We start from the raw sequence: 20,743 nt of genomic DNA on the forward strand, positions 1-20,743 counted from the left end.
ATTGGGAAACGAACTTATGAAACTCACAAAACTCCTCCCCGCCGCAGCGCTCATCGCGCTTCCGGCAGCGGGCTTTGCCCAGGATGCGACGGCAGGCGTTGACGCCTCGACCGACAGCGTCTTCATCTTCAACTCGCTGCTGTTCCTCATCGGCGGCTTCCTCGTATTCTGGATGGCAGCAGGCTTCGCAATGCTCGAAGCTGGCCTCGTTCGCACCAAGAACGTTGCTATGCAGCTGACCAAGAACGTTGCCCTCTTCTCGCTGGCAGCGATCTTCTACTACCTCATCGGCTACAACCTGATGTACCCGCTCGGCACTTGGTCGATCGACGGCGTTCTGTCGGGCGTCTGGAGCACTGCTGCTCTCGAAGCTGTTGGCGTTGCACGTGATGCAGCCGACGACTACGGCTACGCGTCGACCGGCTCGGACTTCTTCTTCCAGCTGATGTTCTGTGCGACCACTGCTTCGATCGTTTCGGGTACCCTCGCCGAGCGTATCAAACTGTGGCCCTTCCTGTTCTTCACTATCGTCCTGACCGCGATCATCTACCCGCTGCAGGCTTCGTGGAAGTGGGGCGGTGGTTTCCTTGACGCTGCCGGCTTCCTCGACTTCGCTGGCTCGACCGTTGTTCACTCGGTTGGTGGCTGGGCTGCTCTCGCTGGTCTACTCGTCCTTGGTCCGCGTATCGGCAAGTACAAAGACGGCAAGACCATTCCGATCCCGGGTTCGAACCTGACCCTCGCTACCCTCGGTACGTTCATCCTGTGGCTCGGTTGGTTCGGCTTCAACGGCGCATCGCAGCTCGCAATGGGCACCGTTGGTGACGTCGCTGACATCTCGCGCATCTTCGCTAACACCAACGCTGCTGCAGCAGGTGGTGCGATCGCCGCAATGGTCCTGACCCAGCTGATGTACAAAAAGGTCGACCTGACCATGGTTCTCAACGGCGCACTGGCTGGCCTCGTTTCGATCACTGCTGAACCGCTGACCCCGACCCTGGGCGCAGCTACCATCATCGGCATGATCGGCGGCATTCTGGTTGTCCTCGTTGTTCCGCTGCTCGACAAGCTGAAGCTCGATGACGTTGTCGGTGCGATCCCGGTCCACCTCGTCTGCGGCATCTGGGGCACCATCGCTGTTGTCTTCACCAACGGCGACGCATCGCTCGGTACCCAGCTCTACGGTATCATCGTAGTCGGCATCTTCACCTTCGTCGTATCGCTGGTCGTCTGGTTCATCCTCAAGGCAGTCGTGGGTATCCGCGTCACTGAGGAAGACGAGATCAACGGTCTCGACATGGCTGAACTCGGCATGGAAGCCTACCCGGAATTCTCGAAGCGCTAATAAGCCCTTCACTTCCGCTAAGACTAAAGGCCCGGGCGCTCGCGCCCGGGTTTTTTGTTGCCTTTCTCCATGAACTTAGCCCAAAATTGAGCTAACTACAGGGTGCATGCTGCCCCTCATATTTCCGGAGGATATCACCGTGAAACTCATTGTTGCCGCCATCAAACCCTTCAAGCTCGACGAAGTCCGCGAAGCCGTCACTGCTATCGGCGTTCGGGGCATGATGGTGACCGAAATCAAAGGCTTCGGTTCGCAGTCCGGCCACACCGAAATCTACCGCGGTGCAGAGTACGCGGTGCATTACGTGCCGAAGGTAAAGCTGGAGATCGTCGTGCCCGACAACATGGTCGATCAGGTGATCGAGACCATCAGTTCGAAGGCCAACACCGGCAAGATCGGTGACGGCAAGATCTTCATCATGGATGTGGAAGGCGCCGTGCGGGTACGTACCGGCGAGATGGGCGAAGACGCCCTGTAAGGAAAAAGGCGGGTCTTTCGACCCGCCTTTCTTTTATCAGACGCCTGCTTTGACGATCGCTTCGGCCAGAAGCGGAACCGTCTCCACGTTCAGGCCCGCAATGTTCATGCGGCTGTCGCTGACCATGTAGATACCACTGTCGGCACGCATCTGTTCGACCTTTTCGGGCGTGGTGCCGATCTGGCTGAACATACCGCGGTGCTTTGCGATGAAGTCGAAGCGGTCGGTGTTGGTCAGGCGCCTCAGTTCGTTGGCCAGCTGTGTACGCAGACCGAGCATGGTGTTGCGCACCTCTTCCAGCTCTGCTTCCCAGTCGGCGCGCAGCGCGTCGTCGTTCAGAATGGTCGCCACGATGCGGGCACCGTGGTCCGGCGGGAACGAGAAGTTCTGACGGTTCAGGAATTGGAGCATACCCTGAGCCAGCTTCGCCTGAGCCTCGTCACGGGCGATGGTCATCAGGGCGCCGGTGCGCTCGCGGTAGATACCGAAGTTCTTGGAGCACGAAGCAGCGATGATGCACTCGTCAACGCCCGCAGCAACCAGACGGGTTGCCTGAGCGTCGGCGTCCAGACCGTCACCGAAACCTTGGTATGCGATGTCGATCATCGGAACCGCGCCTTTGGCCTTCAGCAGGGCAACGACTTCTTTCCACTGTTCCAGCGTCAGGTTGGCACCGGTCGGGTTGTGGCAGCAGCCATGCAGCAGAACGACGTCGCCCGCCTTGACGTTGGCGAGGTCGGCCATCATGCCGTCGAAGTCCACATCACGGGTCGCGGTGTCGAAGTAGGTGTAGGCCGTGTGGCGCATATCCAGATACTTCAGGATCGACAGGTGGTTCGGCCACGTCGGGTTCGACACCCAGACGGTAGCCTGCGGGGTCGCCTTCTTGATCAGTTCGAAAGCCTGACGGATCGCACCGGTGCCGCCCGGCGTGGTGACGCCCGAAATACGTTCGCGGGCGACAGCACCGTTCAGAACGAGCTTGATCATGCCTTCGATGTACATCGGTTCACCGGCGAGGCTGGTGTAGGATTTGCTTTCCTGCGTTTCCCAGATCTTCTGCTCGGCAGCCTTCACAGCGCGCATCACCGGTGTCACGCCCTTGGGGTCTTTGTAGACACCAACGCCAAGGTCGATTTTGTCGGTGCGAGGATCCGATTTGTATGCCTGCATCAGCATAAGGATCTTGTCAGCGGGTTGTTCAGTCAGATGCTCGAGCATCATGCGTCTCCGGTTTCGATGGGAAGATCGGCGTACATGCCCCATTCGGACCACGAGCCATCGTAGAGGGAGTAATCGGTTTTGCCCATGCGTTCGAGCGCAAGGCAAAGCACCGCTGCGGTCACTCCCGATCCGCAGCTGGTGATGGCAGGTTTATCGAGGTTCACGCCTGCAGCTTCGAACGTGCGGCGCAGCGCATCGGCATCCTTCATGGTGCCGTCTTCGTTCAGCACGTTGCCGAAGGGCACGTTCTTCGCACCCGGAATGTGGCCGGAGCGCAGACCCGGACGCGGCTCTGCGACTTCACCGCTGAAGCGGTTCGCGGCGCGGGCGTCGATGATCTCATGGTCACGCAGCTTGGCAGCGCGGGCGACCTCGGTCACGTCTTTGATCAGGTTCTTCTGGACGCTCGTCACCATATGGCGGTCGCGGATGACGGGCTCTTCGTCGGTGACAGGGCGGCCTTCGGCCTTCCACTTGGGGAGGCCGCCATCAAGCACAGCGACACTCTTGATGCCGAACAGGCGGAACAGCCACCATACGCGGGCCGCGCTGAACAGGCCGGCACCGTCATAGACAACGACCTGATGGCCATCGCCAACGCCCATGGCGCGCATGCGGCTCATGAACTTTTCGACCGGCGGTGCCATATGCGGCAGGTCCGAGCGGAGGTCCGAGATTTCGTCGATGTCGAAGAAACGCGCGCCGGGGATATGTTCGGCGGCAAATTCGGCTTTGGGATCGCGGTTGGCGGTCGGCAGGTACCACGAAGCATCCAGAACGCGGAGCTCGGGGTCTTTCAGGTGTGCGGCAAGCCACTCGGTCGAGACGAGTGTTTTGGGGTCGTCCTGAAATTGTTGGCTCATGCGCGGTGCCCCCTCACGATCCGGTCAATCAAATTTCCCCTAACCCCGCAGTATTCGAGACGCAAGGGGAAGCACGCCCCTGCGCCATTTTCGTCAACAAAAGCTGGGATAAAGCGACATATTGTGAGCAGGTCGTCAGACCGAGTGGCGAAGCAGGCGCTGTTTTTGGCGAGCCCAGTCACGCTTGGCGTCCGACTGACGCTTGTCGTGGTTCTTCTTACCCTTTGCGATGCCGATCTTCATTTTGATGATCCCGCGATCGTTGAAGTACATCACCAACGGAACGATGGTCATGCCTTCACGCTTGGTCGAGTTCCACAGACGCGCCATTTCGCGCTTGCTGACCAGCAGCTTGCGGTGGCGGCGTTCTTCGTGGCCCCATTGGCGTGCGGGCTCGTAGGGCGCGATGTAGCTGTTGATCAGCCACAGTTCGCCGTTTTCGACCGATGCATAGCTTTCGGCAATATTCGACTGGCCGGTCCGGAGGGATTTGACCTCGGACCCCGTAAGAACCATGCCGACCTCAAGGTCTTCCTCGATCGCATAGTCGTAGCGTGCACGCCGGTTTTCGGCGATGACTTTGTAGTTCGTGTTTTCCGGTTTCTTGGCCATAGCGCACCAGATAGGCTGTCACGCGGCTCGCGGCAAGGTGAAGCAAGGGCTGGCGGTGCCCCGTTTCGTGGTTAAAGTTACAAAAAACTCCGAGGCAACACGATGATCACCCAAATCCTGATCGGCAGCATCCTGATGGTTCTTTCGATCATCGTGGCCGGCGTGACCTATCTGCTGGCCGAGGCGATGGGTGCGCGCCTGACAGGTTGGCTCAACCGCCCGCCGTTCCAGATTAAACTGCTGTCGGTGCTTTCTGCTGCGGCGCTGCTGATCCTCGTGCAGATCTCGGTGAGCGTTTGGCTGTGGGCGATCACGATGTGGAAGATGGACCTGTTCGCCACACTGGATCAGTCGGTCTATTTTGCGCTGACCTGTTTCACCACGCTCGGCTTCGGAGACGTGCTTTTGCCTGACGAATGGCAACTGCTTGGCGGACTTGCTGCGACGAACGGGATGGTCAACTTTGGTTTTGCTGCCGGTATGATGGTTGAAACGATGCATCTCGTCCGCCGCAAGCAGGTCGATGCGAAGGACAAGAGCCTCGAAAGTTGATCAGCGGCGACGCACGCGGAGCAGGGTGAACACACCGCTCCCAACCACGATCAAACTGCCGATCAAAGTGAGCGTTGGAATGCTTTCGTTGAACATCAGCGCGCCGAGGATCGCACCGAAGATCAGGCGCGAATATCGCCACGGGGTCACAGTCGCCACGTCGCCGCGACGCATCGCAATGGTTAGCGCGTAGTAACCCATGATGCCGCCGACGATGGCGCAGAAGAGGACGCCCAGTTCTCCGCCCGACATGGGGACAATGTCGGGATTGAACGACCAGATCAGCGCGCCGGCAATCGACAGCATGGCATAGCCGTTCAGGCCAAGTTGGAAGTTGGAAAGGCTCGGCGCGGCAGCGCGGGTGGCAAGGTCACGGCCAGCAAAGCCGATCATGCCCGCAACAGCCAGCATCGCGAGGATGTCGAACGTCGCGGACCACGGGCGCAAAATCAGCATCACGCCGACAAGGCCGATCATGATCGCGGTCCAGCGCCGCCAGCCAACGGGCTCTTTGAGGAACAGCGCGGCACCCGCGACAACGACGAGCGGCGTTGCCTGAAGGATCGCGGTCGCGGTGATGATCGGGATCAGCGTGAAGGATGCTGTGTAGGTGATCCGGCCCATAATCTCGAACAGGGCGCGGATACGCATCGTTGGGCCGAAGTATTCGCGAGAATACAGCTTCTGGCCCGAGAGTTTGATGAGCACAGCGAAAACAACCATCCCGCTGAGGCCGGTCATCGTGACGACCTGTCCGAGCGGGAGCGTTTCTGCGCCGAGTTTGAGGAGGGCGTCTTCGATGGCGAACCCCGCCATCGAAGCAATCATGAACAGGCTGCCGATCAGGTTTTCCCGACCGGATGCCGGCGCGGTCACAGAAGACCTGCGTGCGCCATGGCTTTCTTGATCAGCTCTTTCGTCCCGTCTTCCAGTTCGGTCAGCGGCGAGCGGACTTCGGCAGAGCAAAGGTCGAGCAGCGACATCGCGTACTTGGCGCCTGCAACACCCGGTTCGGTGAAGATCGCGTCGTGCAGCGGCATCAGGCGGTCCTGAAGTTCGAGAGCAGCCGCGAAATCACCGCGCAGGGTGGCTTCCTGAAATTCCGAGCAAAGCTTCGGCGCGACGTTCGCAGTGACCGAGATGCAGCCTTTGCCGCCATGAGCGTTGAAGCCCAGCGCAGTGGCGTCTTCGCCCGACAGCTGGATGAAGTCGTGGCCGCAGGTGATGCGGGTGCGCGGCACGCGGCACAGATCGCCGGTCGCATCCTTGACTGCGACGATCTCGGGCAGCTTGGCAAGTTCGCCCATGGTCGCCGGAGTCATGTCGATGACCGAACGACCCGGAATGTTGTAGATAACGATCGGCAGGCCGATCTTGGCGCACTCTTCGAAGTGTACCATCAAGCCGCGCTGGGTCGGCTTGTTATAATAGGGCGTCACAACCAGCGCAGCGTCAGCGCCAGCATCCTTGGCGGCCTGCACCAGACGAACGGACTCGATGGTGTTGTTCGAGCCAGCGCCGGCGATCACCGGAATGCGGCCGCCCACCTGTTCGACAACGGTTTTAACAACGAGGTCGTGCTCTTCGTGGCTCAGCGTCGGGCTTTCGCCAGTGGTGCCGACGGGAACGAGGCCGTGCGAGCCTTGGTCGATGTGCCACTCGACAAGTTTTTTCAGCGTGTCCAGATCCACAGTGCCGTCCTTGAACGGCGTTACCAGCGCGGGCATCGATCCTCTGAACATAACGTCTTTCCTTGTCGTGTGGTGGGCGTGAGTCGCCCACAGTGAAAACGGGCGGAACCTAGACGGCTTTCCGCCGCTTGCCAAGTTTGTGAGTTGAGGTTTAGCGCCTCTCCGCTAGGCTTTTAGGCGAGTAGCAGAGAAAAGATATGGCAAAACGTACATCAATACTGGCCGCGTGTTTTGCTGCGGTCCTTCCTTTCAACGCAATGGCTCAGGATGCGGTGCTTACCGCAGCCTTCGAAGCCGCATCGGACGACGACTGGGAAGGCGCCTACGGACTGGTCGGCGTCGACCTTGTGGCGCGTGATGTCGTGACGTGGGAGCGGCTGCGGCGCGGCGAGGGCGACTTCCTCGAATACGTCCAGTTCATCGACAGCCACGAAGATTGGCCGACAATGACCCAGCTTCGCGCGCGCGCCGAAGAGGCGATGGCTGACGGTGCAGAGAATGACGTTGTTGTATCCTTTTTTGATGGCGAAGATCCGCAGACCGGAACCGGAGCGTTGTTTCTTGTCCGCGCCCTTGTCGCCGCAGGTGAAAGCCAGCAAGCCGCGAAAGTGCTGAGTGACACTTGGGAAACCTACGGCCTGACCGACGAGGAGCACGCCCAGTTCGTCGAAGCGTTCGGGAGCCTGCTGGAGCCTTGGCACTGGAAGCGGACCGAGAACATGCTCTGGCGCTGGAAGACGACCGACGCGCGCCGGATGCTGCCTTTGCTGGATGACGACCACCGCGCTCTGGCCGAAGCCCGCATCGCGCTGATTTCCAAATCCGGCAACATCGACGAACTTGTCGATGCAGTGCCTGCCTCGCTCGCCGATGATCCGGGATTGGCATATGACCAGTTCAACTACCTGTCGGATCAGGGCGAACGTACGCTCGCGATCGAGATTCTGAACAGCCGCACTGACAGCGCCGCTACGCTTGCGCAGCCTTTCCGCTGGTCAGGTTGGCGCCGCTCGCACGCACGTTGGGAAATGCGCGAAGGGCGCTATGACAGCGCCTATCGCCTTGCCAGCAAACACTTCCTTACGCCTGACGACGGCGAGCCATACGCCGATCTGGAGTGGCTGGCCGGTTATGTCGCGCTGCGGTTCCTTGATGATCCGCGCCTCGCGCTTGAACATTTCCGCAAGCTGGAAGCCGCTGTCGATAGCCCGATCTCCGACGGTCGCGCAGGCTATTGGCTGGGGCGCGCGTATGAAGTGGCGGGTGATCCCGAAATGGCTGCCGTGTCATACCGCGAAGGGGCGGAGCACCAGACGGCATTCTACGGGCTGCTCGCATCGGAAAAAGCGAACATCCCGCTGGACCAGTCCATCGCGGGCAATGAAACCTTCCCCGCATACGAAGGGTCGGAGCTTGCCGAAAACGAGGTCGTCAAGGCGGCGTTCATGTTGCTCGACGCAGGTGAGCGGGGCAAGGCTGTTTCGTTCTTTGCCGAATTGGGGCGCACTCTGGACCGCGAGCAATTGGGCACCATCGGACAAGAGCTGACCTCCCGAGACGATCCGTTCTTCCTCGTACTGCTCGGGAAAAGCGCTGCCGCGCGCGGGATCATCATTCCCGACCTCTATTTCCCGCTGCATGACCTGGCGAACATGGACTTACCGGTCGAGCCGGAGCTTGCTCTGTCGATCGCACGCCGCGAATCCGAATTCAATCCGGTTGTTGGTAGTTCGGTCGGCGCGCTAGGCCTGATGCAGTTGATGCCCGGCACCGCGCAGGATGTCGCGAATGATCTCGGAATTGACTACAGCAAGCCCCGCCTCACGTCCGACTGGCAGTACAACGCGACGCTCGGCAGCCGGTACCTCGAGATGCTGGAAGAGATGTTCGGCAACACGCCTGTCATGATCGCCGCAGGCTATAACGCCGGTCCGGGCCGTTCGCGTGACTGGGCTGCGCAGCGCGGTGATCCGCGTAAGGGCGAGGTTGATCCGATCGACTGGATCGAGATGATCCCCTTCCGCGAAACCCGCAACTACGTGATGCGCGTGACCGAAAGTATTCCGGTGTACAAAGCCCGCCTGAGCGGAGAGGTCGGTCCGGTGAACTTCACGTCTCTCCTGATCGGCAGCACGCCAATGCCGGTGCCGCGTGCCCGCCCGTGGGACAATGCGCCGAACTAGGCCGCCGCGAGCTTCTTTTTCCGCTCGCGGAAGAACGTGAACAGCCCTGCGCTAACGACGATGATCGCTCCGACGACCACGTTGATGCGCAGGGTGTCATGGAACACCAGCACGCCGATAGACGATGCGAAGGGCAGTTGCAGGTAGGCGAAGGGCTGCACCGCACTGGCCTCTGCCACGTCGTAGACCTTGATCAGGATGTAATGGCCGCTGGCGGCTGACACGCAGAGCGTCGCCATCAGGAACCAGTCGAAGGTGCTCATCGGCTCCCAGTACCAGATGCCGACGGCTGTCATCGCGATGGCTCCGGAAACGCCTGTCCAGAAAAAGGACGTCGATGGGCGGTCGTGGCGTGCAACGTAGCGGGTCAGGATGCCGTAAACAGCAAACATGACCGCAGCGATCAGCGCCCAGAGCATGTCGGGCGTGAACACCCCGTACCCGGGTTGCAGGATCACGAGGACGCCGAGGAAGCCAACGGCGATGGCCGACCAGCGTTTCCAACCGACTTTTTCGCCCAGCACCGGACCGGAGAAGGCGACGATGAGCAGCGGATAGCAGGCAAAGATCGCGTGCGCTTCCACCAACCCCAATCGGACGAAAGCTACAATCGTCATGCAGATTTCCGCGACGAGCAAGACGCCTCGGAAAATCTGGAGGCCGAGGACCTTGCTGCTGGCCACCTTGCGGACCGACCCGCCGCGATGCTTGGCCATGAAAATGACGAAGGCAGCGAAGAACCAGTAGCGGACCATCACGACCATGCGGACGTCGTATGTGTCGGCGAGGTGACGCGACAGACCGTCCTGCATCGCAAAGATAAAGGTCGCGCAAATCATCAGGATGATGCCGAGGCGCGTGTTCTGTTCGGTCATGCTTTGACAGCTTTCGTCATGTGGCGCTTGCGGCCAAACCCCGGAACGCGTTCGACGGTGAAGCCAGCGAGCTCCAAATTGCGGCGGACGTGCCCTGCGGCGGTATAGGTCGCGGCAGTGCCGCATTGTTTGGTATGCGCGCCGACTTCAGCCATCACATCGCTTTCCCACATCTCAGGGTTCTTTGCGGGGCTGAAACCATCAAGAAACCACGCATCGGCTTGTAGCGAGTGTGCCGGCAGTGTCTGACGAACATCGCCTTTTACGATGCGCAAGCGAACAGGGCCGAAATCCAGCTCATCACCTTGGTCAATCTGCGCCAGCAGCTGCGCGGACCACTTCGACAACTCTGGCCAAGCAGCGAGGGCGTTCGCCATGTCTTTCTTTGCCATCGGGAAGGCTTCGAACGTTGTGAACGTCAGCGTGCCGTTCGCGCCGGCTTCCTCCCACGCTTTCCACGTCGTCAGGAAATTCAACCCCGTGCCGAAGCCGAGCTCTCCGATATGGAAATCGCCGCCGAACCGCGCGGGCAGGTCGTTGCCCTGAAGGAAAACGTATCGTGTCTCCTCCAAGCCGTTATCGAGCGAGAAGTAGGGGTCGTCGAACTGCCGCGACACGGGGATGGTCCCGTCCCGCCAGTCCAGCTGGGCTTGTGGCTGGTCGTTCATGAGGGCATGCCTTAAGGATGCGGCGAATGTGAACGCGGGGTTGTGAAATGGCAATGGTCGATGTGACGGTCTACGGGGCAGGGGCATTTGGCCTGTCGGTCGCCTACGCCTGCATTTCGCGCGGGGCCAAGGTCCGCGTGATCGACCCTTTCGGTGTGGCCGCAGGATCGTCGGGCGGCATCGTCGGGGCGCTCGCGCCGCATGTGCCCGAAAATTGGAACGACAAGAAAGCTTTCCAGTTCGACAGCCTCGCGATGGCGGAGGAGTTCTGGACCGAGATTGCCGACGTGTCGGGGCAGGATCCCGGTTACCTGCGCTCGGGTCGTTTGCAGCCGCTGGCCGACGAGAAAGCCGTGGAACTGGCTAAACAGCGCGCCGTGACAGCTGCCGAACTTTGGCAGGGCAAGTTCGACTGGCAGATCGTTGACGCTGATGACTACGGCGACTGGGCCCCGCAGAGCGGCAGCGGCAAACTCATCCATGACAATCTCACCGCGCGGGTCCATCCGCGCAAGGCGACCCACGCGCTCGCCGCTGCGATCATCGCCAAGGGGGGAGAGATCACAGACGCGGGCGCTCCTGAAGGCAAGGTCGTCTATGCCACCGGTTGGAAGGGCCTTGTCGAGCTGTCAACGCAAAAAGGGAAGTCGGTTGGCGCAGGCATCAAGGGCCAGTCCGCGCTGCTGAAGTTGGACGCGATCCAGAAGCCGCAGCTCTTTGCCGATAGCCTCCATATCGTTCCGCATATCGATGGTACTGTCGCCATCGGCTCGACGACCGAGCGCGAGTTCGATGATCCGTCATCCACCGACGCGCAGCTTGAAGACGTGATCGCCCGCGCCATCGAAGCCTTCCCCGTTCTCGCCGGCGCCAAAGTAGTGGAGCGCTGGGCTGGCGTGCGTCCGCGCGCCAAGAGCCGCGCGCCCATGCTCGGCGAGCATCCGTTCGAGGCGGGCGCCTATATAGCCAATGGCGGGTTCAAGATCGGGTTTGGCATGGCTCCGAAAGTCGGGCTGGTTATGGCCGATCTGCTGCTGGAAGGTGTCGACGCAATCCCCGACGGCTTCAAACCCGACGCGAGTTTCTAGCGTACCGGATTGCAGGCTGCGACGAGGTCTCTGAATGCCGCAACATGGGTGGTCAGCGCCCGCCGCGCACGTTCGTCCGTCAGATATCCGTCTTCGTCAAAGCAGTCCGCAGGGTTTGACACCAGAACCTCCCGCCCGTTCATTACCAGCGGTCCGAACGGGGCCAGCGCAAGGCGGAGCGCGAACTGGGAACGGTCGCCGCCACCGCGCCCTGCCGCTGCCGAGATGATCGACACAGGCTTATCTGTCCACGGATTGTCGGGCAGTCGGCTGATCCAGTCGAGCGCGTTTTTCAGCCCGCCCGGTAGCGATTTGTTGTACTCGGGGGTGGCGATAATGACCGCATCCGCCTTGCTGATCCAGTCTGCAAGTGTCTGGACGCTTTCGGGAATACCGTCTTCGTCTTCGAGATCGCCGTTATAAAGCGGAAAGCGAATATCGCCCATCCTGTAGAGGTCCGGTGCAAACTCGCGAATGGCTTCCTGCAAGAGCATGAGGTTGTAAGACCCCCTTCTGAGCGACCCGCAGATCCCGAGAATTTTCGCCATTCATGTTCCCTACTTGCTGATCCGGCTCCATCCGATCAGAGTGCAACGGATGTCTAATACGGGAGGTAGAATGATGCGTCACGGCGGCAAGGTTCTTGCGGATCAGTTGTCCATTCTGGGCGTAAAGCGTGTGTTTTCTGTTCCGGGCGAAAGCTTTCTGGCGGCTCTCGACGGCCTGTACGACAGCGGCATCGAAAACATCGTCTGCCGCCACGAAGGCGGCGCCGCGATGATGGCAGAGGCTTATGGCAAACTGACCGGCACCCCCGGCGTTGCATTTGTCACCCGCGGACCGGGCGCGACCAATGCCAGCGCAGGCGTGCATGTGGCCCGTCAGGACTCGACGCCGATGGTCCTTTTCGTCGGGCAGATCGCACGTGACCACCGCGATCGTGACGTATTTCAGGAGGTCGACTACCGTGCCATGTTCGGACCTCTGGCGAAATGGGTTGCCGAGATCGATCAGACCGACCGCCTGCCCGAATACATCGCCCGCGCGTTCCACATCGCACAAACGGGCCGTCCGGGACCGGTCGTTCTGGCTCTGCCCGAAGACATGCTGAGCGCTACTTGCGACGTTGCCGACATGCGCCCGCCTGCTCAGATCGCCTCGCCTGCCGTCGATGCTCAGGTGGCCGCTAATTGGCTCGCCGAGGCAACCAACCCGCTCGTCGTCGTGGGTGGGCCGCATTGGTCGGCGGACGCCGAGGACGCACTTGCCCGCTTCGCCGACGCCCACCAGATCCCTGTCGCAGCCGACTTCCGCCGTCAGGATTACCTGCGCAATGACCACCCTTGCTACGCTGGCGATCTGAACGTCGCGATGAACCCCGCTCTGGCGCAGCGACTGGCGAATGCCGACCGCCTGCTGGTGCTGGGCTCACGCCTTGGCGACATCGAAACCAAGGGCTTCACGCTCGCCGATCCGACCCGCCAACAGCAGCGCATTTTCCACGTCCATGCAGACATCGCCGAGCTTGGCCGCCTCTGGCAGCCCGACCATGCAGTCTGCATGCGCGCTGACGAATTCGTAAAGGCTCTGGCCGCGGTGCCGCCCGTCAAAACCTTCGAAAAGAAAGCGTCCGACGCCAAGCAGGCTTACAAGAAATGGGTCACCCCGATAGAGACGCCCGGTGCGGTCAAACAGGAAGGCGTGATCAAATGGCTGTCGGACAACCTACCGAAAGATGCGATTGTCACCAACGGTGCCGGTAACTACGCCGCCTTCCTACACCGCTATTTCAGCTACAAACAATACGGCACGCAGCTCGCGCCGACGTCCGGCTCAATGGGCTACGGATTTCCGGCGGCGGTGTCGGCGTCGCTTGAACACCCTGACAAAACCGTTGTCTGCCTCGCGGGTGACGGCTGCATCCAGATGACGCTCAATGAGATGTCGACAGCCATCCAACACGGCGCAAAGCCGATCGTCATCGTGATGAACAACGGCCAGTACGGCACGATCAGGATGCATCAGGAGCGCAGCTACAAGGAACGCGTCTCCGGCACTGCCCTCGCCAATCCGGACTACGCTGCGCTCGCTCGGGCCTATGGAGGTCACGGTGAAACCGTCGAAACCCAAGCCGACTTTGCCCCCGCTTTCGAACGCGCCCGCGCGTCCGGCACGCTGGCAGTCATCGAATGCCGCATCGATCCCGAGGCCCTCAGCACCGGCCAAACCCTCACCCAAGTGCGCGGCGGCTGATCTTCATTCTGACAGAAATACCTCGGGGGTGAGGCCGCAAGGCCGAGGGGGCAGCGCCCCCTCGTCGCCGATCAGTATTCGACGCCGATCTGGGCCTTGATGCCCGAACGGAACGGGTGCTTGAGCAGCTCCATTTCCGTCACGAGGTCAGCGATCTCGATCAGGTCTTCATGCGCATTGCGGCCCGTAAGGACGACGTGGGTCATGTGCGGCTTCTCGGTCGAAAGGAACTCGACCACGTCGTCGATTTTCACATAGTCATAGCGTATCGCGATGTTGATCTCGTCGAGCAGGACCATCGAATTTGCCGGATCGCGGATGAGGTCCTTGGCCTTTTCCCACGCCGCCTGCGCCATTTCTGTGTCGCGGGTTTTGTCCTGCGTTTCCCACGTAAAGCCTTCGCCCATCGTATGGAATTCGCACATATCACTGAAGCGCTCGAGGATCAGGTCGCGCTCGCCGGTGCTCATGCCGCCTTTGATGAACTGCACAACAGCGCTTTTCATCCCGTGGGCGATGTGGCGGAAGATCATACCAAAAGCAGCGGTCGATTTGCCTTTGCCCTTGCCAGTGTGAACGATGATCAGGCCCTTCTGGTCCGTCTTCGTCGACATGATCTTATCGCGCGCGGCTTTCTTCTTGGCCATCTTGAGGGCGTGGCGTTCGGTATCTTCCGTCATGCAAATCTCCTGTTTGGCGCAACTGTGAGGGTTTCGCTGGCGAGGTTCAAGACAGCAAAAAAGGGCGCGTCTGTTGCGCGCGCTTTCGCACACGATTGATCGGTGATTGTTCAGCCGGAAGGGCAACCGATAGCGGACAACCGAAGGTGCAGCGGCTGAGGTCGAACGTCGAACCGATCATACGGATTTGCTGTAAATGTATCGGGTTCGCGGTTGTGGCGAAACTCGGCGGGAACCTTCGCGGGCGAGAGGGTGTTGATATAGCAACCGCCGCAGCGAGCCTCCCCGGCTGTGGCCCTTAGTCAACATATTTGGAATGCGTCGCACCTTCGCGCCGTTTGTCACTTCCCGTTACGAGCGTATCGGGGCAAAGGGCGGATTGTGCATACGCAGCAGGATTTACAATGCAGTATTTCGCTTTGTCTATGTTTGTTCTGTACTTCGCTGTCGCCGCAATCGCGACTGTCTGAGTTCAGTTGAGCAAACCGGCTATCCGCGCTCGGGCAGAGTTCGAGCGCGGTTGCCAAAGTCCTCTATCCATTGCCTCATTGAGCCTTTCCGCGATCTCTCGCAGTGCTGCCGGATTAACGTCCTCAATGAATTCGCGCGTGTCGTCATCTTCGATGAATGCGGACTCCACCAGATCGAAATGGTGGTTCTTCACGGCTCCGGTCGTTGCTGCAAATGCGAAGAGGTAATCGACCGTCGCCGCGATTTCGAACGCACCCTTGTAGCCGTGACGTTTGACGCCATCGATCCATTTGGGATTGACCACGCGGCTGCGCACGACGCGGCCGATTTCATCATCCAGAGTGCGAATGACAGGTCGCTCGGGGCGGGAGTGGTCGTTATGATAGATGGGACGATCCGTGCCCTGAAGCGTGCTGATAGCCGCCGCTGCGCCGCCTTCGAATTGGTAGTAATCGTCCGAGTCGAGGATATCGTGTTCGCGGTTGTCTTGGTTCTGCACGACAGCTTCGGTCTGCGATAGACGCTCGCGGAAGCCTTGGTGATCGGCAGTACCCTCATCTTTGGCACCGTAGGAATAACCGCCCCATTCGATATAGGCGTTGCCGAGGTCGGCTTTGTCGTTCCAGATCCGTTCGTCGATCAGGGCCTGTAGACCCGCACCGTAGGCACCCGGCTTGGAGCCGTAGACACGCGACTGGCTTTCGCCTTTGCGCGCGCGGTCGGCAGCGGGATTCAGATCGGCGGTTTCATCAAGGGCCTGAACGGCGCGGGCGGCACTGTCCACGAGGGCGATCAGTTGTGGGAAGGCGTCGCGGAAGAAGCCCGAAACACGCAGCGTCACGTCCACGCGGGGACGGCCAAGGATGCCTTGGGGCATAATCTCGAAACCGGTGACGCGGCGGTTCGCGCTGTCCCATGTCGGCTTGACGCCCATAAGCGCCAAAGCCTGCGCAATGTCGTCGCCTCCCGTGCGCATGTTGGCGGTGCCCCACGCGGTGACAAGCATGGTGCGCGGCCAGTCGCCGTGGTCTTGGAGGTGCTTTTCGATCAGCAGGTTCGCGGATTTCCAACCAAGCTGCCACGCGGTCGGGGTCGGCACGGCGCGGCTGTCGACGGAGTAGAAGTTCTTTCCCGTCGGGAGCACGTCGAGGCGTCCGCGCGTCGGCGCGCCGGATGGACCTGGTGCGACGGCTAGGCCGCTCAGACCGTTCAGCAGTGCTTGCCCTTCGTCGGGGCCGCAGGTTTGGATAATCGGGCGGATGTTGCCGAGGATTTCCGCGATGACTTCGGCAGATTTCGGTCCCGGCGGTGTCGCTTGCGTCGTTGCCTCCGCATCGCCCCACCCGCCGTCCCGCAGGAGTGTCTGGGAGAGGTCTTCGAGGCGCTCGACAGTATCACCTGTGGTTCGCCATGTGCCATCGCCGCTCAGGATGTCGGGTGTCGGGCCCGTCCAAGGCGTTCCGAGGTCCGCCGAGAGCGGATCGAAATCGAGCACAAGATCGTCAGCCAGAGCGCGCAGAAGCGATGCGTTCGCGCCCTTGCCGTCGCCGCGTGGCACGCGGGCCAGAGCGATGGCAAGGTCAAGCGCTTGTTGGCCGGTCGGGGACTGGCCGAAGATATGCAGGCCGTCGCGGATCTGCGCTTCCTTCAGTTCGCAAAGGTAGGCGTCCAGCTTCGCGAGGTCCTGTTCCTGATCGCCCGTCATACCGACGTCGGAGGCGAGCCCCGTGACTTCGGACAGCGACAGAATTTCACGGCGGAGCGTATCGATGCGGCGGGGATCGACGCCAGCGGCCTCATAGTATTCGTCCACCAGCGCTTCGAGATCGCGCAGCGGGCCGTAGCTTTCGGCGCGGGTCAGCGGCGGGGTGAGGTGGTCGATGATCACGGCCTGCGCGCGGCGCTTGGCCTGCGTGCCTTCGCCGGGGTCATTGACGATGAAGGGGTAGACGTGGGGTGTTGGGCCGAAGACGGCCTCGGGGATGCAGATTTCCGACAGGGCAATGGATTTCCCCGGCAGCCATTCGAGGTTGCCGTGTTTGCCCATGTGGACGATCGCCTGTGCGCCGAAGTGGTGGCGGAGGTAGAAGTAAAAGGCGAGATAGTTGTGCGGCGGGACGAGATCGGGCGAATGGTAGGTCTCGGTCGGGTCGATGTTGTAGCCGCGCGCGGGCTGCACGCCAACGACGACGTTGCCGTAAGTTTTGATCGAGAGCGCAAAACCGGCTTCGCCGGTGGCCTTCGGCGAAGGTATTGGGGTCAGAATGAAGGGGTCGTCCTCCGGTGCGCCCCAGCGGTCGGTGATCCGCTGTTTGACGTCCCAAGGCAGGGCGTTGAAATGGTCGAGATAGATTGAAAGTGGCAGATGCTCGCCGCCTTCCTTGCTGGCGCGGTCGGTGAGCCAGTTGGTCGGGCCAGCGGTGATGTGATCCATCAGTGTGCGGCTATCAGGCGTTTCGGTTTTATAGCCTGCGGTGTTCAGCAGTGAGAGGACGTGGGCCGTACCTGCGGGTGTGTCGAGGCCGACGCCATTGGCGAGGCGGCCGTCCTTGTTGGGGTAGTTCGCGAGGACGAGGGCGATTTTGCGATCCTGCGGCGCGGTCCTTCGAAGGTTCGTCCAGTTCGCCGCGAGGCGGGTGACGAAGTCGATCCGGTCGCCGCGCGGCTGATAGGTTGCGATGGGGCACTGGGTGGCTTCGTCGAAGTAGGCCTCCCCTTTAAAGCTGACAGCGCGCGAGAGGATGCGGCCGTCGACCTCGGGCAGGGCGACGTTCATCGCGATGTCGCGGGCGGCGAGGCCGTTGAGGCCCTCGCTCCATGCTTCTTCGGTGCCGCCCGAGAGGACGACCTGAAACACCGGCGCGTTGTTGGCGAAGGGCGCGGCGAGCGGGTTGGCGCTGGCCTTGTCGCCGTGCGGATTGCCGACGGCAAAGGATGTGCAGTTGAGGATGACGTCGGGCTTGGCGTCGGTGAAGAGCGTTTCCAGCGTGGCGACTGACACGGGGTCTTTCAGCGAAGCGACAAACACTGGCAGCGGGTTCAGTCCTGCGCGGAGCAAACTACGGGTCAGGCGATTGATCGGGGCGAGGCCCGCGCCTTGGACGAGCGCACGGTAGAAAACCACCGGAACGATAGGTGCGCCGTCGACCCAAGCCTCTTTCAGGTCGGTAAGATTTGCTTGGCCATGGCCGGGCCAGTAGATGCCGGCACGCAAAAGCGGAGAGGCTGCGGCGGGCTTTTCGCGGCCGTTCAACATGGATTGAGCGTAGGCGAGGAAGTTCGTCGCGTTCTGCGGGCCGCCTTCGACAAGATAGCTCCAGAGGGCATCATAGTCCGTGCCGCTCACCGTCGAAAGGCTGCGCAGTTCCTGATCGGGCTTGTCGTCACCGGGGAGGGCAGCGAACGGAATACCGGCCTCGTAGAGGCGGGCGGCATATTGTTCGAGCCCATATTTCCAGTAGCCCGCGCCGCCCAGAACGCGCGCGATGACCAGCCGCGATTTTGTTGCGCAGTCGTCGAGGTGCAGGTCCACCGACATCGGATGCATAAGGTTCATCAGACTGGCGAGGCGCAGGTCCGGCGCGTCCTGCATTTCGGCCCGCGCTTCGGAGAGGGCGGCAAGTTCCGTATCGGCGGCGGTAATCACCACGATGTCGGCGGGCGTCTGTCCGAGGTCGACTGGCTCTTTATCGTCCACGTTTCCGGGTGTCGCAGCGAGCAGGTGCATTGTATCGGACCTTTAATTCGGGCATCAGCGCGGCAAAGGAGCCACATCATGGTTGATTATAGTAAGTTCGGACCTTCGACCGGTCGCAAAGGTTTTCCGCGCCACAAGGAACACAACTCCAAAGGCACGGACAAGAACCCATTCGCCGGTCGTAACGACAAGAGCGTTCTGCTCGAGCGGATGAAGAAAGCCGCCGCCGAGAAGAGCGAGCAGAAAGACGATTAATCCGTCAGGGGTTTTTCCATAAAGATGGAAGACTTCGCATCGGGATAATCGCCGAACGGGCCGCAGCGGGTGAAGCCGTGGCGCTCGTAAACGCGGTGCGCTGCATGAAGCACGTTGCCGGTTTCGAGTTTCAGCCACGGCAGACCTTCGGTGCGGGCTTCGTCCTCGATCTGGCGCAGGATCGCACTTGCGATACCTTTGCCGCGCGCGGCCTCGTTCGTGAACATCGACTTCACTTCGCCATAGCCGTCCTTGATGGACAACGCGCCGGTCCCAAGAATGGTGTCACCTTCGCGCGCGGTGAAGAAACGGATGCTGTCCACGCAGAGATCGTCGATATCGAGGTAGAAGTTGTCCTCGGGCGGGAACAGCGACTGCATCAACGCGTGCGACGACTTGAGCAAAGCCGTCGCCTGCGGGTGATGCGGACTGTTCTTTTCGACGAAGATCATGCCGACAGAGCTGCGGTGATCGCCGCCTGATCGAGGCCCGCTTCACCTATAACGACAAGGCGCGTGCTGCGCTCGCCGCTGAACGGCTGGTCGAAGTAGGTCTCGATCCGCGGGCCAACGGCTTGCAGGGTCTGGCGCATCGGCTTGCCTTCGACAGCGACAAAACCCTTCAGGCGCAGGATGTCGTGCGCTTTGATCACGTCGACGACCTTGGCCGAGAACGCCTTCGCGTCAGCGACCTCGCCGAGGGTCACGACGAACGACTCGAATTCGTCGTGGCCGTGCTCGTGTTCGTGGTCATGATCGTCGTGGTCGTCATCGTCGTGATGGTGGTGGTGATGCACTTCGTGACGGGCATCGAGGTCGTTTTCCGCACCGATGCCTTGGCCGAGGAGAACGTCGACCGGAAGTGCGCCCATGGTCGCTTTGACCACCTGCACACCGTCACGGCTTTCACCCTTCAGCTTGGCGGTCAGTGCTTCGGCTTCGTCAGCGGACAGAAGGTCGGTCTTGTTGACGACGATCATGTCGGCGCAGGCGATCTGGTCTTCGAACAGCTCGGACAGCGGCGTTTCGTGGTCGAGGTTTTCGTCCAGTTTGCGCTGGGCATCGACAGCTTCGACGCTGTGCGCGAAACGGCCTTCGGTCACGGCTTTACCGTCCACAACGGTCACGACGCCATCCACGGTCACCTTGGTCGAGATACCCGGCCAGTTGAACGCACGCACCAGCGGCTGCGGCAGGGCGAGGCCCGAAGTTTCGATGACGATGTGGTCGGGCTTGTTTTCGCGCTCGAGCAGCTTTTCCATCGTCGGGATGAAATCGTCGGCTACTGTGCAGCAGATGCAGCCGTTCGACAGCTCCATCACGTCCTCTTCGGTGCAGGTCTCTTCGCCGCAGCCCTTGAGGATGTCGCCGTCAACGCCGAGGTCACCGAATTCATTGATGATCAGCGCGATGCGCTTGCCGTTGGCGTTTTGCAGCATGTGACGGATCAGCGTGGTTTTACCTGCGCCAAGGAAACCGGTCACAACGGTTGCGGGGATTTTAGCGGCCATAATTCTCTCTTTCATCGTCCGTCACACCCGACGGCATGGTTATATCCGGCGCGGTCGGTCTCCTGGCTCGCGGGTCAAGGCGCTTTCCTGCCTTCCCGAGCGGACCCAGTGGCGGAGTGGAAAACGCTCTCCGCATACAGTCGCGGGGGCGGCTGCGGATTTGGCCTTCCGGAGGGGATCCGGCCTTACCGCATTCCCGGTTATCCTCGGATGCTTTGCACCACGGAAGAGGCACCGTGCGGCGTCTTTGTGCGCTTTGTTTTGCTGGGGCGTCAAGGCGGATTGCGACAGCATCGCG

The 20,743-nt window shown here is 60.9% G+C and carries 19 protein-coding genes and 1 riboswitch; of the genes, 7 read left to right on the forward strand and 12 right to left on the reverse strand.

What is annotated here, in order from left to right:
- Positions 1–16: 16 nt before the first annotated feature.
- Positions 17–1,345: an ammonium transporter gene (locus HCZ30_RS04385; protein WP_167636704.1), complete on the forward strand. Its 1,329-nt coding sequence runs from the start codon at positions 17–19 to the stop codon at positions 1,343–1,345.
- A gap of 139 nt (positions 1,346–1,484) precedes the next feature.
- Entirely contained in the window at positions 1,485–1,823 is a 339-nt protein-coding gene (locus HCZ30_RS04390; protein ID WP_167636706.1) for a P-II family nitrogen regulator, read from the forward strand.
- A 36-nt stretch (positions 1,824–1,859) separates the two neighbouring features.
- Here HCZ30_RS04390 and HCZ30_RS04395 read toward each other — a convergent pair whose 3' ends face one another.
- The 3 genes from HCZ30_RS04395 to smpB form a co-directional block, all read right to left on the reverse strand.
- The gene (locus HCZ30_RS04395; protein ID WP_167636708.1) at positions 1,860–3,044 is read right to left on the reverse strand and encodes an aromatic amino acid transaminase; all 1,185 of its coding nucleotides are present in this window, start codon (positions 3,042–3,044) and stop codon (positions 1,860–1,862) included.
- Positions 3,044–3,910 carry a 3-mercaptopyruvate sulfurtransferase gene (gene sseA, locus HCZ30_RS04400; protein WP_167636711.1) on the reverse strand — a complete coding sequence of 289 codons (867 nt, stop codon included), beginning with the start codon at positions 3,908–3,910 and terminating at the stop codon, positions 3,044–3,046. The genes HCZ30_RS04395 and sseA overlap by 1 nt, the downstream gene beginning before the upstream one ends.
- A 135-nt stretch (positions 3,911–4,045) precedes the next feature.
- Positions 4,046–4,522, reverse strand: a complete 477-nt coding sequence (smpB, locus tag HCZ30_RS04405; RefSeq protein ID WP_167636713.1) for an SsrA-binding protein SmpB — start codon at positions 4,520–4,522, stop codon at positions 4,046–4,048.
- A 102-nt stretch (positions 4,523–4,624) separates the two neighbouring features.
- Between smpB and HCZ30_RS04410 the strand changes: the two genes are divergently transcribed.
- Entirely contained in the window at positions 4,625–5,074 is a 450-nt protein-coding gene (locus HCZ30_RS04410; protein WP_246212597.1) for an ion channel, read from the forward strand.
- Here HCZ30_RS04410 and HCZ30_RS04415 read toward each other — a convergent pair whose 3' ends face one another.
- Both HCZ30_RS04415 and dapA read right to left on the reverse strand, forming a co-directional pair.
- On the reverse strand, positions 5,075–5,950 hold the full coding sequence (locus HCZ30_RS04415) for a DMT family transporter (RefSeq protein ID WP_348640348.1): 876 nt from the start codon (positions 5,948–5,950) through the stop codon (positions 5,075–5,077).
- A complete protein-coding gene (gene dapA, locus HCZ30_RS04420; RefSeq protein ID WP_167636715.1) occupies positions 5,947–6,816 on the reverse strand; it encodes a 4-hydroxy-tetrahydrodipicolinate synthase in 870 nt (289 codons plus the stop codon). The genes HCZ30_RS04415 and dapA overlap by 4 nt, the downstream gene beginning before the upstream one ends.
- Positions 6,817–6,962: 146 nt before the next feature.
- Here dapA and HCZ30_RS04425 point away from each other — a divergent pair, with 146 nt between their 5' ends.
- Positions 6,963–8,948: a transglycosylase SLT domain-containing protein gene (locus HCZ30_RS04425; protein WP_167636717.1), complete on the forward strand. Its 1,986-nt coding sequence runs from the start codon at positions 6,963–6,965 to the stop codon at positions 8,946–8,948.
- Here the strand turns inward: HCZ30_RS04425 and HCZ30_RS04430 are convergent.
- Together HCZ30_RS04430 and mnmD are read right to left on the reverse strand one after the other, a co-directional pair.
- Positions 8,945–9,823 carry a DMT family transporter gene (locus HCZ30_RS04430; protein WP_167636719.1) on the reverse strand — a complete coding sequence of 293 codons (879 nt, stop codon included), beginning with the start codon at positions 9,821–9,823 and terminating at the stop codon, positions 8,945–8,947. The two genes, HCZ30_RS04425 and HCZ30_RS04430, sit on opposite strands and share 4 nt — an antisense overlap.
- Positions 9,820–10,491 (reverse strand): tRNA (5-methylaminomethyl-2-thiouridine)(34)-methyltransferase MnmD, encoded by a 672-nt coding sequence (mnmD, locus tag HCZ30_RS04435; protein ID WP_167636721.1) that lies wholly within the window; start codon positions 10,489–10,491, stop codon positions 9,820–9,822. The genes HCZ30_RS04430 and mnmD overlap by 4 nt, the downstream gene beginning before the upstream one ends.
- A gap of 47 nt (positions 10,492–10,538) precedes the next feature.
- Here mnmD and HCZ30_RS04440 point away from each other — a divergent pair, with 47 nt between their 5' ends.
- Complete coding sequence (locus HCZ30_RS04440) at positions 10,539–11,579, forward strand: NAD(P)/FAD-dependent oxidoreductase (RefSeq protein ID WP_167636723.1); 1,041 nt, start codon at positions 10,539–10,541, stop codon at positions 11,577–11,579.
- On the opposite strand, the gene HCZ30_RS04445 is transcribed toward HCZ30_RS04440, so the two are convergent.
- Positions 11,576–12,127 (reverse strand): NADPH-dependent FMN reductase, encoded by a 552-nt coding sequence (locus tag HCZ30_RS04445; protein WP_167636725.1) that lies wholly within the window; start codon positions 12,125–12,127, stop codon positions 11,576–11,578. The two genes, HCZ30_RS04440 and HCZ30_RS04445, sit on opposite strands and share 4 nt — an antisense overlap.
- A gap of 73 nt (positions 12,128–12,200) precedes the next feature.
- Between HCZ30_RS04445 and HCZ30_RS04450 the strand changes: the two genes are divergently transcribed.
- On the forward strand, positions 12,201–13,832 hold the full coding sequence (locus HCZ30_RS04450; protein ID WP_167637078.1) for a thiamine pyrophosphate-binding protein: 1,632 nt from the start codon (positions 12,201–12,203) through the stop codon (positions 13,830–13,832).
- A gap of 71 nt (positions 13,833–13,903) precedes the next feature.
- Here HCZ30_RS04450 and cobO read toward each other — a convergent pair whose 3' ends face one another.
- Together cobO and cobN are read right to left on the reverse strand one after the other, a co-directional pair.
- Positions 13,904–14,512 (reverse strand): cob(I)yrinic acid a,c-diamide adenosyltransferase, encoded by a 609-nt coding sequence (cobO, locus tag HCZ30_RS04455; RefSeq protein ID WP_167636727.1) that lies wholly within the window; start codon positions 14,510–14,512, stop codon positions 13,904–13,906.
- Between the two features lie 472 nt (positions 14,513–14,984).
- Positions 14,985–18,710, reverse strand: a complete 3,726-nt coding sequence (gene cobN, locus HCZ30_RS04460; protein ID WP_167636729.1) for a cobaltochelatase subunit CobN — start codon at positions 18,708–18,710, stop codon at positions 14,985–14,987.
- A gap of 48 nt (positions 18,711–18,758) precedes the next feature.
- On the opposite strand from cobN, the gene HCZ30_RS04465 reads away from it, so the two are divergent.
- Positions 18,759–18,935, forward strand: coding sequence for a hypothetical protein (locus HCZ30_RS04465; protein ID WP_167636732.1), 177 nt, complete (start codon positions 18,759–18,761; stop codon positions 18,933–18,935).
- On the opposite strand, the gene HCZ30_RS04470 is transcribed toward HCZ30_RS04465, so the two are convergent.
- Positions 18,932–19,387: a GNAT family N-acetyltransferase gene (locus tag HCZ30_RS04470; protein ID WP_167636734.1), complete on the reverse strand. Its 456-nt coding sequence runs from the start codon at positions 19,385–19,387 to the stop codon at positions 18,932–18,934. The genes HCZ30_RS04465 and HCZ30_RS04470 overlap by 4 nt on opposite strands.
- Entirely contained in the window at positions 19,384–20,445 is a 1,062-nt protein-coding gene (cobW, locus tag HCZ30_RS04475) for a cobalamin biosynthesis protein CobW (RefSeq protein WP_167636736.1), read from the reverse strand. Before cobW ends, HCZ30_RS04470 begins: the two co-directional genes overlap by 4 nt.
- 35 nt (positions 20,446–20,480) lie before the next feature.
- Positions 20,481–20,699: riboswitch (cobalamin riboswitch) on the reverse strand.
- Positions 20,700–20,743: the final 44 nt, after the last annotated feature.

Origin of the sequence: Marivivens donghaensis, from assembly GCF_011806565.1 — a bacterium.
Classification (GTDB): Bacteria; Pseudomonadota; Alphaproteobacteria; order Rhodobacterales; family Rhodobacteraceae; genus Marivivens; species Marivivens donghaensis_A.

What these genes read in the sequence shown, in the direction of transcription:
- HCZ30_RS04410 (WP_246212597.1), top strand. Translation starts at nt 4,625, where the DNA reads ATGATCACCCAAATCCTGATCGGCAGCATCCTGATGGTTCTTTCGATC.
- sseA (WP_167636711.1), bottom strand. Translation starts at nt 3,910, where the DNA reads ATGAGCCAACAATTTCAGGACGACCCCAAAACACTCGTCTCGACCGAG.
- mnmD (WP_167636721.1), bottom strand. Translation starts at nt 10,491, where the DNA reads ATGAACGACCAGCCACAAGCCCAGCTGGACTGGCGGGACGGGACCATC.
- cobO (WP_167636727.1), bottom strand. Translation starts at nt 14,512, where the DNA reads ATGACGGAAGATACCGAACGCCACGCCCTCAAGATGGCCAAGAAGAAA.
- HCZ30_RS04395 (WP_167636708.1), bottom strand. Translation starts at nt 3,044, where the DNA reads ATGCTCGAGCATCTGACTGAACAACCCGCTGACAAGATCCTTATGCTG.
- dapA (WP_167636715.1), bottom strand. Translation starts at nt 6,816, where the DNA reads ATGTTCAGAGGATCGATGCCCGCGCTGGTAACGCCGTTCAAGGACGGC.
- HCZ30_RS04440 (WP_167636723.1), top strand. Translation starts at nt 10,539, where the DNA reads ATGGCAATGGTCGATGTGACGGTCTACGGGGCAGGGGCATTTGGCCTG.
- cobW (WP_167636736.1), bottom strand. Translation starts at nt 20,445, where the DNA reads ATGGCCGCTAAAATCCCCGCAACCGTTGTGACCGGTTTCCTTGGCGCA.
- HCZ30_RS04445 (WP_167636725.1), bottom strand. Translation starts at nt 12,127, where the DNA reads ATGGCGAAAATTCTCGGGATCTGCGGGTCGCTCAGAAGGGGGTCTTAC.
- HCZ30_RS04470 (WP_167636734.1), bottom strand. Translation starts at nt 19,387, where the DNA reads ATGATCTTCGTCGAAAAGAACAGTCCGCATCACCCGCAGGCGACGGCT.
- cobN (WP_167636729.1), bottom strand. Translation starts at nt 18,710, where the DNA reads ATGCACCTGCTCGCTGCGACACCCGGAAACGTGGACGATAAAGAGCCA.
- HCZ30_RS04425 (WP_167636717.1), top strand. Translation starts at nt 6,963, where the DNA reads ATGGCAAAACGTACATCAATACTGGCCGCGTGTTTTGCTGCGGTCCTT.
- smpB (WP_167636713.1), bottom strand. Translation starts at nt 4,522, where the DNA reads ATGGCCAAGAAACCGGAAAACACGAACTACAAAGTCATCGCCGAAAAC.
- HCZ30_RS04465 (WP_167636732.1), top strand. Translation starts at nt 18,759, where the DNA reads ATGGTTGATTATAGTAAGTTCGGACCTTCGACCGGTCGCAAAGGTTTT.
- HCZ30_RS04450 (WP_167637078.1), top strand. Translation starts at nt 12,201, where the DNA reads ATGCGTCACGGCGGCAAGGTTCTTGCGGATCAGTTGTCCATTCTGGGC.
- HCZ30_RS04430 (WP_167636719.1), bottom strand. Translation starts at nt 9,823, where the DNA reads ATGACCGAACAGAACACGCGCCTCGGCATCATCCTGATGATTTGCGCG.
- HCZ30_RS04385 (WP_167636704.1), top strand. Translation starts at nt 17, where the DNA reads ATGAAACTCACAAAACTCCTCCCCGCCGCAGCGCTCATCGCGCTTCCG.